Origin of the sequence: Neomegalonema sp., from assembly GCF_028688855.1 — a bacterium.
In the GTDB taxonomy this organism is placed as follows: domain Bacteria; phylum Pseudomonadota; class Alphaproteobacteria; order Rhodobacterales; family Rhodobacteraceae; genus Neomegalonema.
Map to the genome: position 1 here is coordinate 247,005 of NZ_JAQTXI010000002.1, position 14,713 is coordinate 261,717.

The following is a 14,713-nucleotide window of genomic DNA, read 5'->3' on the forward strand; positions in this document are numbered from 1 at the left end:
CGGCCTCCTCCCGCCTTCAGTAGATCCAGATCTCGACGCGGCGATTGCGGCCCTGGCCGGCGGCGTCCACGCCCGTGCGCCCCGCCTTCCAGTCGCAGGCCACCGGGGCGATCTCGCCCCAGCCGACGACGAGGTCCGTCTTGACTCCCGCCGCCGCCAGACGCGCCGCCACCGCCCGCGCCCGGTCGCGGGCGAGCCAGCGGTTGTCCGCATGCACGCCGAGGCTGTCGGTGAAACCCAGAGCCGCCAGCCTGCGGCGGGGCTGCTCCTGCTTGAGGGCCTTCCAGTAGGCCGCCAGGCGCTCGACGTCCCTTGCGGCGTTCTCGTCCAGCTCGGCGCCGCCGAAGGTGAAGCGGAAGGTCACGCTGAGCCGCCGCGCTTCCGGATCGGCGGCGAAACGGGCGAAGTCCTGCATGTCGGCGAGGCCCACGTCCTCCTTGTCGGCGAGCAGCAGGCTGCGCCGGATGGCCTCGTCGCCATAGCCGCGCGGACTGGCGACCACCTCCAGATCGGTCAGCTCCGCCGCCGCCAGAGCCGGACGCGCGGCCTCCGAAAGCGCGAAGGCGACGAAGTCCTGCGCGGTCTGCGAGGCTCCGGCGGATCTCCGCAGCAAAGTCAGCCGCCGCGCGAGCGGATATTCTCCGGTCTTCAGCGCGAAGGGCTCGGGCGCGGAGACGAGTCCGCAATCCTGCGCCAGAGCCAGAGGCCTGGCCGCCCCCGGAGGCCCGCCCAGAAAGCCCAGCGCCAGAGGATCCCCCGCCGCCGCCGCCGCGAGATCGGCGTTGGAGGCGAAGCTCTCGGCGCTGCGGGCGAAGGCGCGCCCCTCCATGACGACCGACTTGAAGAGATCGGCCGAGCCCGAATCCGCCTCCCGGACGAGCAGGCGCACCGGACCCTTGAAGGCCGGATCTATCCGGCTCCAATCAGTGGTCCGGCCCGAGAAGAGGTCGCGCAGCTGCGCCAGAGACAGGGCCTTGGCCGGATTGTCGGGATGGACCACCACCGTCACGGCGTCCAGCGCGACCACATGCGCCGAAAGCCCGCTCCCTCCGGCGGCCTCCTGATCGGCGGAGCGCACCGGGCGCGAGGCCATGCCGAGATCCGCCGTTCCCGCCCGCAGCGCCCGGAAGGGCGAGCCATGGGCCGAGATCCCGATCTCGACCTCCTCGTCCTCCGGCGAGAGCGCGGAGAGGATCAGATCCTCGGGCGCGGCGCCCTGACGCTTCAGAACCTCGACGTAGCCGGAGGCTTCGAGGAAGGCGCGTCCGAGTTCGGGCAGCAGCCGCGCGCCCATGGCGTTGGATCCGGCGAAGCGCAGGAGCATGCGGGGCGTCTCCTCCTGCGCGGCCTCCCGGGGCTGGGCCGCCGCGGCGGGGGCGAGGAGGGCGCAGGTCAGCGCGATCATCGTGGTCTTCCGCATGAAACTTCCCATGATTGGCGCTGGATCCTCACCCCTGACCGCAAGCCCGGACCTCGCAGGGGGGCCGTTATCTCCCGGGGCCGAAATCGACGAAATCCGCCCGCATCAGCCGCCGCTCCCGAGGCGCCTGCGGGTCGCAGGCCGCCGCGCCGAGCGCCTGACGCTCGATCCGGCTGGCGCCATAGGCGTTGACGTGCAACGTGAAATGCACCCGTTCCGCGCCCCCGGCCAGAGCCCGGCAGGCGGCCTCCCGGGCCGCGCCCTCCAGCGAGACCTCGACGCGGGGCTCGATGCGCCCCCGCGCCCGCAGCCCTCGCCGCACGGGATTGCGCGCCGCCTCCAGCACATAGACCTCGGCGTGATGCCCCTCGGCGCCGCCCGCGTCCGAGAGCACCAGCCGCCCGTAGCCTTCCTTCGTCTCCGGCGCCTGCTCTTCGAGGTTGGGGCGCCGGGAGGTGACGTTGGCGGTCAGACGCCCGATCCGCTCGCCGGGGAAGGGGCCGGGCGCCTCCGCCAGCAACAGGTCGAGATCGGCCTCCCCCGCCCAGATCAGGGCGATCTGGAGGGTGCCGTCATAATCGGGAAATTCGATGAGTTCGGCCCTGGGGCGTCCTTCGGCGTCGCTCCAGTTGAGCAGCGTCAGGCGCCCGAGCAGCGGCAGGGTGGCCTGAGCCTGGCCCAGATCGTCGAAGGCGGCGGAGAAGACGTAATCCCCGATGGAGAAATCCGCGACCTCGCCGCCCTTGCGGCAGGCGGAGGAGATGCGCACGTCGGCGGCGCCCGGACGGGTGCGCCGCAGCTCGAAACGCTCGACGCAATCGAGAGCCTGCGACGGATCCTCCGCCGTCCCGACCTCCGTCCCGAGCTCTTCCTGGGCGCGGCCGGGCGAGGGCGCGGTCAGGACTGCGAGCGCGCCGATGAGCATCATGCGCCGGACGACTCCCATGCGGTCTCCTCCCTTGCCTGCGGCGTTCGGCGGCCCGCGCGGCGGCGAATCCGCGCGCCGTCGCGCCACGGCGCCGCACTGCGTAAAGCTATCATTAAGGATAAGCGCGTGCCATAGGGCGAAAGGCGTGAAAACGCGCGAAATGCAGATTCGGGAGGGTTCGCGCGCCCGCCCTCCGGAGGATGCGGCGAGGCCTTCCGCCCGCTCCGGAACGCGCCTATCAAGAGCGCGGCCCGAAGGGAGGCGCGGATGTTGTCGATGAAGGGGAAATACGGCCTGAAGGCGCTCTGCCATCTGGCGGGGCTCGGGCCCGACGAGGTGGCGCGCTCGCAGGAGATCGCCGCGGAGATCGGCATGTCCAAGAAATTCCTCGATGCGATCCTCGGCGAATTGCGCGAGGCCGGGCTCGTGGTCGCGCGCAAGGGCCGCAGCGGCGGCTATCGCCTCGCCGCCCCCGCCGAGGAGATCACCGCCGAAAGCGCCATCCGCGCCCTGGACGGGCCGCTCGCGCCGATCCGCTGCGTCAGCCTCAATTTCTATCAGCGCTGCGAGGATTGTCCCGACGAAGCCGCCTGCGTGGTGCGGCCCACCATGCTGGAGCTGCGCAAGGCCATGCTCGACGTCCTCTCCCGGATCTCCATCGCGCGGATGCGGGCCATGCCGGACCTCCCCGGAGAAGAGGAGGAGAAGGCGACGCCGCCCGCGCGCCGCCCCCTCCGCAAGCCGCCTCCGGAGGCCTGATCAGATCGTGAAGGCCCTCCGCGCGGCCAGAGCCCGCCGCTCGGCCTCGCGCCGCAGCCGCTCCAGCCGCAGGAGGCTGCGGGCCGCGACGACGCCCGTCGCCGCATTGGAGGCGAGCCCCGACTGAAAGCCGCTGAAATTCGCGCGGAAGGCTCCGGCGAGCGCCAGCAGATTCGCCGCCGTGATCAGGCCTCCGTCGGCGGCGACCGTCGCGCGGCGCCGATGGGCGGCCTCGCGGGCGGCGCGCGCGCCCTCCAGCCCCGAGAGCAGGAGCGCGTCGGCGGCCTCGCGCGCGGAGGGCTCGGCGGTCGAGAAGCTGACGTGGCTCACGGCCAGGGCTGCGGCGGAGGCGGGGTCCGCGCCGTCGCCGATCCAGAGCGCCTTGCGCTCCAGGCCCCGGATGAACCGCGCCTTCTCCTGCGGCGAGAGCCCCCCGAAGGCGTGGTCCGCCCCGAGCGCCGCGCCCAGAGCCTCGGCGGCGGCCTTGTCGCCCTGCGCCAGATAGAGCACCCGCAGCGCCCGCCCCGGCGAGCGCCGCAGCCTCTCCAGAGCCTCGCGCGCCGGACGCGCCGCGCCCTCGCGGAAGGCGATCCGCCCGACCGCCTCGCCGTCGCGCAGCACCCAGACCGGAGGACGCGGAGCCGCCTCTCCCGCCGCCTCCCGCCGCCCGAGCGGGCTCGTCGCGGGCTCGAAGCCAGTCTCGAGCAGATAGGCTTCGGAGGCGATTTCGATCCGCCGTCCCGCCTGATCGACATACCAGGCCGCCCCCGCCCGACGCCGGATCGGGCCGCGCGGCTCGACGGCCCGGCGCTCCTTCGCCGTGAAGAGCCCGGCTTCGAGGACCGCCGCCGCCCAGGCGAGGACCTCGCGCTCCCGGACGCCCAGGGCCGCCGCTTCGGCGATCTCCAGAGGGCGTTCGATCAGGGGCGCGCTCTCGTCGAGCACCACCACGTCGGCTTCGGAGAGCCTTTCCAGCGCCTCGGGCCGCCGGAAGAGCGCCCCCCCGCGCAGAGCCTCGACATAGGCGCCTTGCGCCGCGAGCTGGGCGCTCAGGCGCGGAGCCGTCGCGTAATCGGGCCGGAGGATCCCCTGGGAACGCCGCAGAACCCCCGTCGCCAGGAGGTTGCCCCAGGCCAGAGCCAGAGCCGGACGCGCGTTGCGGTCCGCGACTCGCTCCGCCGCCGCGAGGGAGGGCAGATGCGCGAAGGGCCCATGCGGCAGGAAGGACGCCGCCACCGCCGCCCGCGACTCCGCCGCGGGGCGCTCGACGCGCAGGAAGGCTTCGCCGTCGAGGATGGTCTCTCCCGCGCGCAGGAGGTCGCCCGCCTGCCGGTCTCCGGGAGGGCCCTGGGTCCCTTCCGCCGCGACGACGGCCGCAAGCCCGCGCTCGATCCGCCCGTCCGCCGCGACCCGGTCGCCGCGCCGCAGAACCACGAGATCCCCCGGCGCCAGACGTCCGGCGGAGACCTCCACCTCCTCGCCGGTCTCCAGAACCAGCCAGGCCCGCCCCGGCGGCCGTCGCCAGGGAGCCAGAAGCGCGCGCTGACTGCGGATGGCCGCGCGCCTCGCCAGCCAGGGCCAGAACTGCGTCAGGGCGGCGAGCAGGGTCGAGGTCAGAGGCGAGCGCGTCGCCAGAAAGAAGAGCAGCCCCGTCGCATGGAGCGCCCGCAGCCCCACCCTGCCCCGCCGCAGATCGCGGACCGCCGCCAGGAGGTTCGGCGCGCCGAACAGCGCCGCGCCCGCCACCGCGACCGGCAGCAGCGCGGGCGCGACGGTCGTTCCCGCGAGGCTGACGCCCAGCAGCCCCGCCGCGACCGCCAGCCGCCTGCTTGAGGGCGGGTCTGCGGGCCCCTCCAGCAGACGCGGCCAGGCTCTTTCGAGATCCGCCGCCAGACGCGCCGCGCTGCGGTCCCTGGAGGCCAGCCGGAGGACCATCTCCGCCGTGACCGGATCGCGGCGGAAGGCCAGCGCCTCGGGCGAGGCCGCAAGCTCCTCCTCCAGCCGGAAGCGCAGATCCGCCCGCCGCCGCAAGAGCGGATGTCCGATCCGCAGGAGGTCCGGCCCATCGAGGCGCAGCCGGAAGCTGGTCAGCTCGCGCCCGAAACGCCGCGCCCGGATCGGCCCCGGCGCCCCGAGAAACAGGGCCTCCGCCGAAACGCCGCCTTCCGGAGGCTCCGCGCGCAGGGCCTGGCCGAGCCGGCGCCAGAATCCCGCGAGATCGCCTTGCGCCTCATGACGCAGACGGCTCAGACCCCGGCTGCGGTCGATCTCGACCGCCCGGACCTCCTCCAGCGCGAAGACGCGCCGCAGGAAGGCGCGCAGATCCGCTTCTTCGCCCGCGCGCAAGAAAGGCGCCTCGTGAATCACGAGGCTGGAGGCGCCCAGAACAAGGCGCGGAGCAATCTGGCTCATCTCGTCCCCTCAGGCTCTGGAGGCGGGAGAGACGGAGGCCGCCCCCTCCTCCTCCGGGAGGATCAGCCGCGCGCCGAGCAGCACCCCCTCGACCAGCGCGCGCAGCTCCGCCTTGCGCTGGCTGGTGAAGGCCGCCTTCGCCCAGAGCGGCGCCGCCGCGAGCAGCTCGGCCTGTCCTTCGCCGAAACGGACCTCGATCTCCACCGGCTTGATGAAGACATGAAGGCGGGAATCGTCGTTGTCCTCCCAGCCGTATTCGAGATCGGTCTCGTGGGTTTCGGCGGCCTCCTCGATGGCCGTCTCCAGAGCCTCCCGGCTTTCCTCCGTCAGGGGGGCGTCGAGGTCGAAGGCGTAGATCTTCTGTTTCTTCATGCGGTGGCGGCCTCCATGGTCCGCGTCGGGAGGGGGGCGGCCCGGCCTTCGGGCCGCCAGAGCAGGAGAAGCTGCGTCCATTCGAAACGCAGGAGCTTCGCGATCCACCCCAGCCCGAGGCGGTCGCAGAGCCGCGCCAGCAACGAGCCCGCGATCTTGCGCGCCAGCTTGCGCAGCCATCCGGCGGCCTTCGAGCGCAGGGCGCGCGTCGAGAAATTCGAGGCCGCGATGAGCCCCAGCGCCACCACCCCCACCATCACCCCCAGCAGGATGGCCGCGCCGTCGCCCTCGGCCATGCCGAAGGAGATCGCGAAGGTCGAGAGCGATTGCAGCGGATCGAAGCCGATCAGCGGAAAGGCCACGGTCGCGGTCAGGACGAAGAGGAAGGCCCCGAGAATCCGCCGCGAGACGGGATGGTTCAGCCATTTCAGACGCGGACGCGCGAATTTCTCCGCCGCCTCGACGACCGGAAGCGCCGCATGGATCGCCACCGCGAGCGAATGACGCGGGATCTCGCGGTCGAGCAGCGTCCTCGGGAGGGCGGGTCCGCGTCGTCCGACGGCCATCTGTCCGGCCATCAGCGCGGCGGAGACCTCGATCATGGCGGGCTTCGAAGGCGCGGCCTCCAGGCTGGGCAGCGTGGCGAAGAGCAGATTCGCGTCGAATCGCTCCTCTCCGAGGGCGCGCATGATGGTTTCGAGGGTGAAGACTTCGGTCCCGGGGTTTTGCGTCAATATGCCCCGCAGCAGGTCGGAGGGGCGGGACAGCCGGATCCCGCAGGACGCGGCCTCGGGATTCGCGCCCCAGGGAGTGGCGCCGGAGGCCTTCGCATTCCGTGATTCCGCTTTCAAGAAATCATCATGAGCAAATGCGGAATTCTTCGCGGAAGAGGCGGTCCTTTTCGTGAAATCTTCTTTGCTTTTCGACCTGAGGTCTTTGGTCTTCTGCGTTTTTCTCATGAGTTCGCCGTCTTCTCTTGCGCTCCGGAGAGAGACGGCCCGCGCGACGGCTTCGGTCCGCCTTGATTTCGCACGGCTTCGCCTGGCGACCTCCGCCGCGTCGCTTCCTCCCGAGGCTTCGGGCGCGACCCGCCGCAGGGGAGCGGTCGTTGCGGCTTTCGTCTTATGAGCGATGGTCATATGGCGCATCCCCGGTTCGGGCGACGTCGGCCTGGAAGGGCGACGCCTTTCCATTTTTACTCATCAGGTAAATTTTCTTCAGGCGCGGCCGCCCTCCAGGACTCGGCTGACAAGGGCTTCCGACGCAGAAGTCTGGCGGTCTCCAATTGACGATCCTCTTTCCTGCATGATGTCATAATGTTGACAAATAAACGAAAGATCGGATATTCGCTCGCATCGGGCCTTATTTGTCGATAGACCTGCTAGACGATAATCAGGCCCGACCTCCCTTGTCAAACGCTCCCCGGCGATCAGACAGATAGGGCCGAATTTTCACCTTATGCGGAATCTGGAAAACGATATGACAGAAACCTCGGGCTCTCCGGCGGATCAGGGGACGCAGGGGCGGGCGACCTTGCAGAAGAATTGCCTGCCCTATCCTGAAGTCGTGGCGCAGTCGGTGGCGGTCATCGCCCCCTCGACGGTGCCCGCCGCCATCATCGGGCTGATCTTCGCCACGGCCGGAAACGGCACCTGGCTGAGCTTCCTGCTGGGCATGGCGGGCATGATGCTGATCGGCGGCTGCATCAACCAGTTCGCGCGCCGCTCGGCTTCTCCGGGCTCGCTCTACACCTACATCGTGCAGGGGCTCGGGCCGACGCCGGGCATCCTCGGGGGCTGGGCGCTGATGCTCGGCTACATCCTGACCGGCATGTCCACGCTCTGCGGCTTCGCGATCATCGCGGATCTGCTGCTGAAGCAATGGACCGGCTTCAGCCTCGGGACCGTGGAGTGGTTCGTCGTCGGCGCGGGGCTCACGGGCTACATCGCCAGCCGCAACGTGCGCATGTCGGCCAAGACCATGCTCTTTCTGGAGGCCGTGGCGCTGCTCTCGGTGGTGACGCTCGGCGTGCTGATCTGGTCCTACAAGGGCTTCGCCCTCGACCCGGCGCAGCTGAAGCTCGAAGGCGCCAGCATGAGCGGCGTGCTGCTGGGCGTGGTGCTGGTGGTCTTCGGCTTCTCGGGATTCGAGAGCTCGACCTCGCTCGGCGACGAGGCGAAGGATCCCCTGCGCAGCATCCCCCGTTCGGTGACGCAGAGCGTGGTGGTTTCGGGGCTGTTCTTCATCTTCTCGGCCTATGTGGTGGTCTTCGGCTTCTCGGGCGAAGCCGCCGATCTGGGCCGCACCGAAGCGCCCCTGCATCACCTCTCGCAGCGCTACGGGCTGGACTGGCTCGGGACCGTCATCAACGTCGGCATCCTCATGAGCTTCTTCGCCTGCACTCTGGCGGCGATCAACTCGACGGCGCGGATCCTCTATTCGATGTCGAATCACGGGCTCTTCTTCCAGGCCCTCGGCGAGGCTCACGCGCGCAACCGCACGCCTCATGTGGCGGTGTTCTTCTCGGCGCTGCTGACGCTGGCGCTGCCGGTGGGGGCGCATCTGCTCGGGGTGAGCGCCTTCGACGCCCAGGGGCATTTCGGCACGGTGGCGAGCTTCGGCTTCATCGTCGTCTACATCCTGATCGCGGTGGCGGCGCCGCTCTATCTGCGCCGGATCGGCCAGCTCACGACGGGGGCCCTGCTCTGCTCGGGCGGCGGCCTGCTGTTCATGGCCTTCCCGATCCTCGGCGTGATCGGCGACGTCTTTCCGCTTTCGGGCAACGTCAACGCGCTGCTGCTCGGCGTCTTCGCGCTCTACATGCTGGCGGGCTTCGGCTGGCTCCGGCTGGAGCGCAGCCGCCGTCCGCAGATGATCGACCAGGTTCAGGGCGCCATCGAACAGGTGCGCCTCAGCTTCTCCGCCGCGGGCAAGCCGCAGTGAGCGGCCCGGATTCCAGCCTTTCCTCCAGACAAGGACAGATCTCATGACCACCACGGACGCCACCGGAACCAATCCTCTGGCCGCTCTGGGCGAGGCGCTCGAAAGCGCCGCCGAGACCCTCGGCTCCGCCGGAGCCAGCGCCTCCGCCAACGCCACGGCCTCGGCCAAGGCCGCCGCGCAGAAGGTGCGCTCGACCGCCAGCGCGGGCGCCTACAACGCCGCCTATGGAGTCTCCTACGGGCTCGTCTTCGGCGCGGTCTTCCTCAAGGAGCTGCTGCCGAAGGACAACGCCATCCGCCGGGGATTCGAGGAGGGCGCCGAAGCCGCCTTCGACGCGGCGGCCTCGCGCCGCGCCGAGCATGAGTCCCTCGAAGCCGCCGCCGTCGAGGCGGTCGAGGAGGAGGCCAGGCCGGTCCGCAAGCCCCGCGCGACCAAGCGGACCGTCCGCTCCGCCGAAACGCCCGCCGCCGAAGCCTGACGAACCTCGCGGACCGGAGGACGCCGCCTCTCGCGCGGCGTCTTCTTCCTCCCGCGCGTCGCTCCAGAAGAAAGGGCGCAAAGATGCCGCATCCGCAGACCCCCGCCGCTCCTCCCGCGCAGCCGGAGCCCGCTTATGAAATCGTCCTGAGGCGCGGCCCCGCTCCGGGGACGGTCCTGCGCGGCGGACTCCGCGCCCTGAACGCCCTCGCCGGAGCCGCCTCCTCGGTTCTGGGCGGGCTTTACGCCCAGGGCGCCCGCGCCGTCTCCGACCGCAAGGAGCGGCTCGAAGACGAATTCGCCGCCCGCTCGGCCCGCAGCCGCCCCGAAGCCGAAGATTCCGACGGCTGATCCCCACCCCGCCCGCCGCCCTTCCGCTCCGCCCAAGGATTCCGACGCGCCATGGCCATAGCTCTCGACGAAGACCTGCAGTCCTCCGCTCCGCGCCCCGCCGCGCGCAAGGCTCCGCCCCGGCGCAAGACGGCCGCCGCGACTCGCGCCGCCGCGCGGCTCCCCGCCGTGGAGACGAGCTTCCCCGGGCCCGCGACCCTGCGTCTGACGGGCCCCGAATTCCTCTCCGACGCGCGCGGGCCTCTGGCGCGGAGCTTCCTGGAGCGCGTCTTCTCTCTGGAGGAGGTGCTTGAAGTCGCCATCCTGGAGCGCAGGCGTCAGGCGGAGATCCTCTTCGCCTCGCCTCTGGCGCCCGGAGACGCGCGGCTCAAGGCGCTGGGCGAGATCCTGACCGCCGGTCCCGCCTTCGCGGCGCTGGTCAAGGCCCCCTCGGGCGAAGGCCCCCGGCATGGCGGCGAGATCCGCTATCGCCGCTACGGGCGCCGGATCTCGACCTGGATTCCGCGTCACCGGATCGAAGGCCGGATCCGGCTCTACAATCCCGCTCTGGTGCGCCGCCGCGACCTCGGCCGCACCATCGAGCGCGAATTCATGAACACCTTCGGAATCGAGCGCTACAAGACCAACGAGATCACCGGCACGGTGCTCGTCCATTACGATCCGCGCCAGATCCGCGTCGGGCAGATCGTGGAGATTCTCGACGGCGCCCTGGCCGCCGCCGCCGAAGCCCCCATCTCGCCCGTCGATCTGGACATGCCGGTCAACGCGCTGTCGGTGGGTCTGGCGGTGGCCAGCCGCTTCGCCTTCCCGGCTCTGGCGCCGGTCAGCGCGGCGGTGTTCTTCCTCTCGGTGATCCCGAGCTTCAGGAACGCCTACGAGGTGCTCTTCAAGGAGAAGCGCCTCGGGGTGGACGTCCTCGACGCCATCGTGGTCATGGCCTGCCTCGCGACCAATCAGGTTCTGGCGGGCACGGTGCTCGGCCTGACGCTCAGCATCTCGCGCAAGCTGGTCCAGAAGACCGAAGACGATTCCCGCAAGATGCTGCTCAACGTCTTCGGCAAGCAGCCGCGCTTCGTCTGGCGGGTGGTGGAGGGCGTCGAGATCGAGACTCCGCTCGAACAGGTGAAGCTCGGCGACGTGATCGCCATCCACACCGGCGAGGCCGTCCCCGTGGACGGAACCGTGGTCGAGGGCATGGCCATGGTGGATCAGCATACGCTGACCGGCGAATCCGCCCCCGTCGAGAAGATCGCGGGAGATCCGGTCCTCGCCTCCACGACCCTGATCGCGGGGAAGGTGCTGGTCTCGGTGACCAGCGCGGGCGGCGAAACCACCTCGGCCAAGCTGGCGCGGATCCTCGAGGACACCGCCGGATACAAGCTCGCCTCGCAATCCTGGGGCGAGAAGATGGCCGACAAGGCCGTGGCGCCGACTCTGGCGCTCGGGGCTCTGGGGCTGCTCTCGGGGGGCGTGAACAGCGCGACGGCCATCGTCAATTGCGACCTCGGGACGGGAATCCGCGTGGCGGCGCCCATCGGGCTGCTGACCTCGCTGACCCTCAGCGCCGAGCTGGGCATCCTCGTCAAGGACGGCCGCGCCCTGGAGATCCTGCGCGAGGTGGACACCTTCCTCTTCGACAAGACCGGCACCCTCACCCGCGAACGCCCGGAGGTCGGGCGCATCCTGACCTATGGCGGCCTTGAGGAGGCGCAGATCCTGCGGTGGGCGGCGGCGGCGGAGAAGCGCTTCAGCCATCCCATCGCCAGGGCGATCCTCGACAGGGCCAAAGCCGAGAATCTGGAGATCCCGGAGATCGAGGATTCTAAATACGACGTCGGCTATGGCGTCACGGTGGAGGTGGAGGGCCGCAAGGTCCGGGTGGGCAGCGCGCGCTTCATGCGTCATGAGGGCGTGACTCTGCCCGAGGAGATCGAGGGCGAGATCAAGGCCGCTCATGACGCGGGGGATTCCTTCGTCTTCGTGGGCGTCGACGGGGCTCTGGGCGGGGCTCTGGAGCTGCGCGCGGCGGAGCGTCCCGAGGCGGCGGCGGTGATCGCGGGCCTGCGGGCGCGCGGCGCGAAGCATCTGGCGATCATCTCGGGCGACCACGAACAGCCCACGCGGCGTCTGGCCGAGCGTCTGGGCATGGACCGCCATTTCTCGGAGGTCCTGCCCCAGGACAAGGCGAAATACGTCGAGATGCTCCAGAAGGAGGGCCGCAAGGTCTGCTTCATCGGCGACGGCGTGAACGACTCCATCGCGCTGAAGAAGGCCAACGTCTCGATTTCGCTGCGCGGGGCCTCCAGCGTGGCCACCGACACCGCCCAGGTCGTGCTGATGGAGGACAATCTCGTCAAGCTCCTCCAGCTGCATGACGTCTCGCGGGGGCTTCAGCGCAACCTCAAACGCAGCTGGGGCCTGATTCTCGCGCCGAACGTGGTCTGCGTGGCGGGGGCCTTCTTCGGAGTCTTCGGCGTCATGCACTCGATGATCTTCAACCAGTTCGGCGGCATGCTGGCGCTGGGCAACGGCCTGACGCCTCTGCGTCAGGTCTCGAAGATCCGCAAGGCCAGGGCGCTGGGCCTGCCCCCGCCCCGGCTCTGAGGCCGAAGGGGCTCCAGAGCGGCGAAGCATCCCGGGGGCCGGCCTGCGAGGCCGGTCCCTCCCCCCTGCGTCGGCGCGCGCGCAGAGCCCCGCCATAAGCTCAGCCTATCGCAGTCTTTGGAAAATGCAATTAGGCGTTATGGGAGGTCTCTGGTACCGATGGCCTTACGAAGCTTCGGGCGGGGGAGGAGGATCCTCCCCGGCGACCCGAGTCACGCAAGCCTCTGGAGGGAAACATGGGCGCTGACGACGCGAAGACCGCCGGCAAATGTCCGGTGATGCATGGCGGCAATACGGAGATCGGCAAGTCGGTGATGGATTGGTGGCCCAACGCCCTCAATCTCGACATCCTGAGCCAGCATGACCGCAAGACCAATCCGCTGGACGAAGGCTTCAGCTATCGCGAGGCGGTCAGGAGCCTCGACTTCGAGGCGCTCAAGGCCGATCTGCGCGCCCTGATGACCGACAGTCAGGAGTGGTGGCCCGCCGACTGGGGCAGCTACGTCGGCATGATGGCCCGCGTGAGCTGGCATGCGGCGGGCTCCTACCGCACGAGCGACGGCCGCGGCGGCGTCAACACGGGCAATCAGCGCTTCGCGCCGCTGAACTCCTGGCCGGACAACGTCAACACCGACAAGGGCCGCCGTCTGCTCTGGCCGATCAAGAAGAAATACGGCGACAAGATCTCCTGGGCCGACCTGATCGCTCTGGCCGGAACCGTCGCCTATCAGGTCGCGGGCCTGAAGACCTACGGCTTCGCCTTCGGCCGCGAAGACATCTGGCATCCCGAGAAGGACACCTACTGGGGCGCCGAAAAGGAATGGCTCGCCCCCTCCGACGGCCGCTATGGCGACGTCAGCAAGCCCGAGACGCTGGAGAATCCTCTGGCGGCGGTTCAGATGGGCCTGATCTACGTCAATCCCGAGGGCGTCAACGGCAAGTCCGACCCTCAGGCGACCGCCCGGCAGATGCGCGAGACCTTCGCCCGCATGGGCATGGACGACGAGGAGACCGTGGCGCTCACCGCGGGCGGCCACACCCTCGGCAAGAGCCACGGCAACGGCAGCGCCTCCAACCTGAGCCCCGATCCCGAGACCGCCGGCCCCGAATACCAGGGCCTCGGCTGGATGAACACCAAGGGCCGCGGCGTGGGTCGCGACACCGTGGTGTCGGGCATCGAGGGCGCCTGGACCACCGAGCCCACCAAATGGGACGGCGGCTTCTTCAAGATGCTCTTCGGCCATGAATGGACCCTGACGCGCAGCCCCGCCGGAGCCACGCAATGGGCGCCGATCTCCATCGCCGAAGCCGACAAGCCGGTGGACGTGGAGGATCCTTCGATCCGCCTGAACCCGCTGATGACCGACGCCGACATGGCGCTGAAGGTGGATCCGATCTATCGCGAGATCTCGCTGCGGTTCATGAACGACTTCGACCTCTTCTCGAAGGCCTTCGCCCGCGCCTGGTTCAAGCTGACGCATCGCGACATGGGTCCGCGCTCGCGCTACCTCGGCCCGGACGCCCCGACCGAGGATCTGGTCTGGCAGGATCCGATTCCGGCCGGCCCGACCGGCTATGACGTGGCGGCCCTCAAGGCGAAGATCGCCGCGAGCGGCCTTTCCGACGCCGATCTGATCGCCACGGCCTGGGACAGCGCCCGCACCTATCGCGGTTCGGACATGCGCGGCGGCGCCAACGGCGCGCGGATCCGCCTCGCTCCCCAGAAGGACTGGGCGGGCAACGAGCCGGAGCGTCTGGCGCGGGTCCTCGCGGTTCTGGAGCCAATCGCTCGGGCGAGCGGCGCGAGCCTGGCGGACGTGCTCGTTCTGGGCGGCGGCCTCGGCGTGGAGCGCGCGGCGAAGGCGGCGGGCTTCGACGTGACGGTCCCCTTCTCCCCCGGTCGCGGCGACGCCTCGGCGGAGCAGACCGACGTGGAGTCCTTCGCGGTTCTGGAGCCGGTTCATGACGGCTACCGCAACTGGGTGAAGCAGGATTACGTCGTCTCCGCCGAGGAGCTGATGCTCGACCGCACGCAGCTCATGGGCCTGACCGCTCCCGAGATGACGGCGCTGGTCGGCGGCATGCGCGTTCTGGGCGTGAATCACGGCGGGACGAAGCATGGCGTCTTCACGGACCGCGTCGGGGCCCTGACTCCGGACTTCTTCGTCAACCTGACCGACATGGCGAACAGGTGGGTTCCGGTGGAGAACGGGCTCTACGAGATCCGCGACCGCAAGACGGGCGCGGTGAAGTGGACCGCCACCCGGGTGGATCTGGTCTTCGGCTCGAACTCGATCCTGCGGGCCTACGCCGAGGTCTACGCCCAGGACGACCACAAGGAGAAGTTCGTCCGCGACTTCGTGGCCGCCTGGACCAAGGTCATGAACGCCGACCGCTTCGACCTGCGCGCCTGACGCCACAGACGCCTCTCCGCTCCGGCGGGGAGG

11 protein-coding genes are annotated in these 14,713 nt (G+C 70.0%); 6 read left to right on the forward strand and 5 right to left on the reverse strand.

The window, feature by feature from the left end:
* Positions 1–16: 16 nt before the first annotated feature.
* Together PHN62_RS02595 and PHN62_RS02600 are read right to left on the reverse strand one after the other, a co-directional pair.
* Complete coding sequence (locus tag PHN62_RS02595) at positions 17–1,420, reverse strand: substrate-binding domain-containing protein (RefSeq protein ID WP_300145879.1); 1,404 nt, start codon at positions 1,418–1,420, stop codon at positions 17–19.
* A gap of 67 nt (positions 1,421–1,487) precedes the next feature.
* Entirely contained in the window at positions 1,488–2,366 is an 879-nt protein-coding gene (locus PHN62_RS02600) for a hypothetical protein (RefSeq protein ID WP_300145881.1), read from the reverse strand.
* Positions 2,367–2,615: 249 nt separating this feature from the next.
* On the opposite strand from PHN62_RS02600, the gene PHN62_RS02605 reads away from it, so the two are divergent.
* A complete protein-coding gene (locus PHN62_RS02605; RefSeq protein WP_300145884.1) occupies positions 2,616–3,107 on the forward strand; it encodes an Rrf2 family transcriptional regulator in 492 nt (163 codons plus the stop codon).
* Here PHN62_RS02605 and PHN62_RS02610 read toward each other — a convergent pair whose 3' ends face one another.
* The 3 genes from PHN62_RS02610 to PHN62_RS02620 are packed head-to-tail and all read right to left on the reverse strand — an operon-like array spanning position 3,108 to position 7,084.
* A complete protein-coding gene (locus PHN62_RS02610) occupies positions 3,108–5,519 on the reverse strand; it encodes a hypothetical protein (RefSeq protein WP_300145886.1) in 2,412 nt (803 codons plus the stop codon). It abuts the gene before it with no gap.
* A gap of 9 nt (positions 5,520–5,528) precedes the next feature.
* The gene (locus tag PHN62_RS02615) at positions 5,529–5,891 is read right to left on the reverse strand and encodes a hypothetical protein (protein ID WP_300145888.1); all 363 of its coding nucleotides are present in this window, start codon (positions 5,889–5,891) and stop codon (positions 5,529–5,531) included.
* Positions 5,888–7,084 carry an exopolysaccharide biosynthesis protein gene (locus tag PHN62_RS02620; protein WP_367186981.1) on the reverse strand — a complete coding sequence of 399 codons (1,197 nt, stop codon included), beginning with the start codon at positions 7,082–7,084 and terminating at the stop codon, positions 5,888–5,890. Before PHN62_RS02620 ends, PHN62_RS02615 begins: the two co-directional genes overlap by 4 nt.
* Positions 7,085–7,370: 286 nt before the next feature.
* Between PHN62_RS02620 and PHN62_RS02625 the strand changes: the two genes are divergently transcribed.
* The 5 genes from PHN62_RS02625 to katG all read left to right on the forward strand — a co-directional run bounded on the left by PHN62_RS02625 (position 7,371) and on the right by katG (position 14,680).
* A complete protein-coding gene (locus tag PHN62_RS02625) occupies positions 7,371–8,834 on the forward strand; it encodes an APC family permease (RefSeq protein ID WP_300145894.1) in 1,464 nt (487 codons plus the stop codon).
* Positions 8,835–8,877: 43 nt separating this feature from the next.
* A complete protein-coding gene (locus tag PHN62_RS02630) occupies positions 8,878–9,312 on the forward strand; it encodes a hypothetical protein (RefSeq protein WP_300145895.1) in 435 nt (144 codons plus the stop codon).
* Between the two features lie 83 nt (positions 9,313–9,395).
* On the forward strand, positions 9,396–9,662 hold the full coding sequence (locus PHN62_RS02635) for a hypothetical protein (RefSeq protein WP_300145898.1): 267 nt from the start codon (positions 9,396–9,398) through the stop codon (positions 9,660–9,662).
* Between the two features lie 51 nt (positions 9,663–9,713).
* On the forward strand, positions 9,714–12,266 hold the full coding sequence (locus PHN62_RS02640) for a heavy metal translocating P-type ATPase (RefSeq protein ID WP_300145901.1): 2,553 nt from the start codon (positions 9,714–9,716) through the stop codon (positions 12,264–12,266).
* 236 nt (positions 12,267–12,502) lie between these two features.
* A complete protein-coding gene (katG, locus tag PHN62_RS02645; protein WP_300145903.1) occupies positions 12,503–14,680 on the forward strand; it encodes a catalase/peroxidase HPI in 2,178 nt (725 codons plus the stop codon).
* The last annotated feature ends 33 nt before the right edge of the window (positions 14,681–14,713 follow it).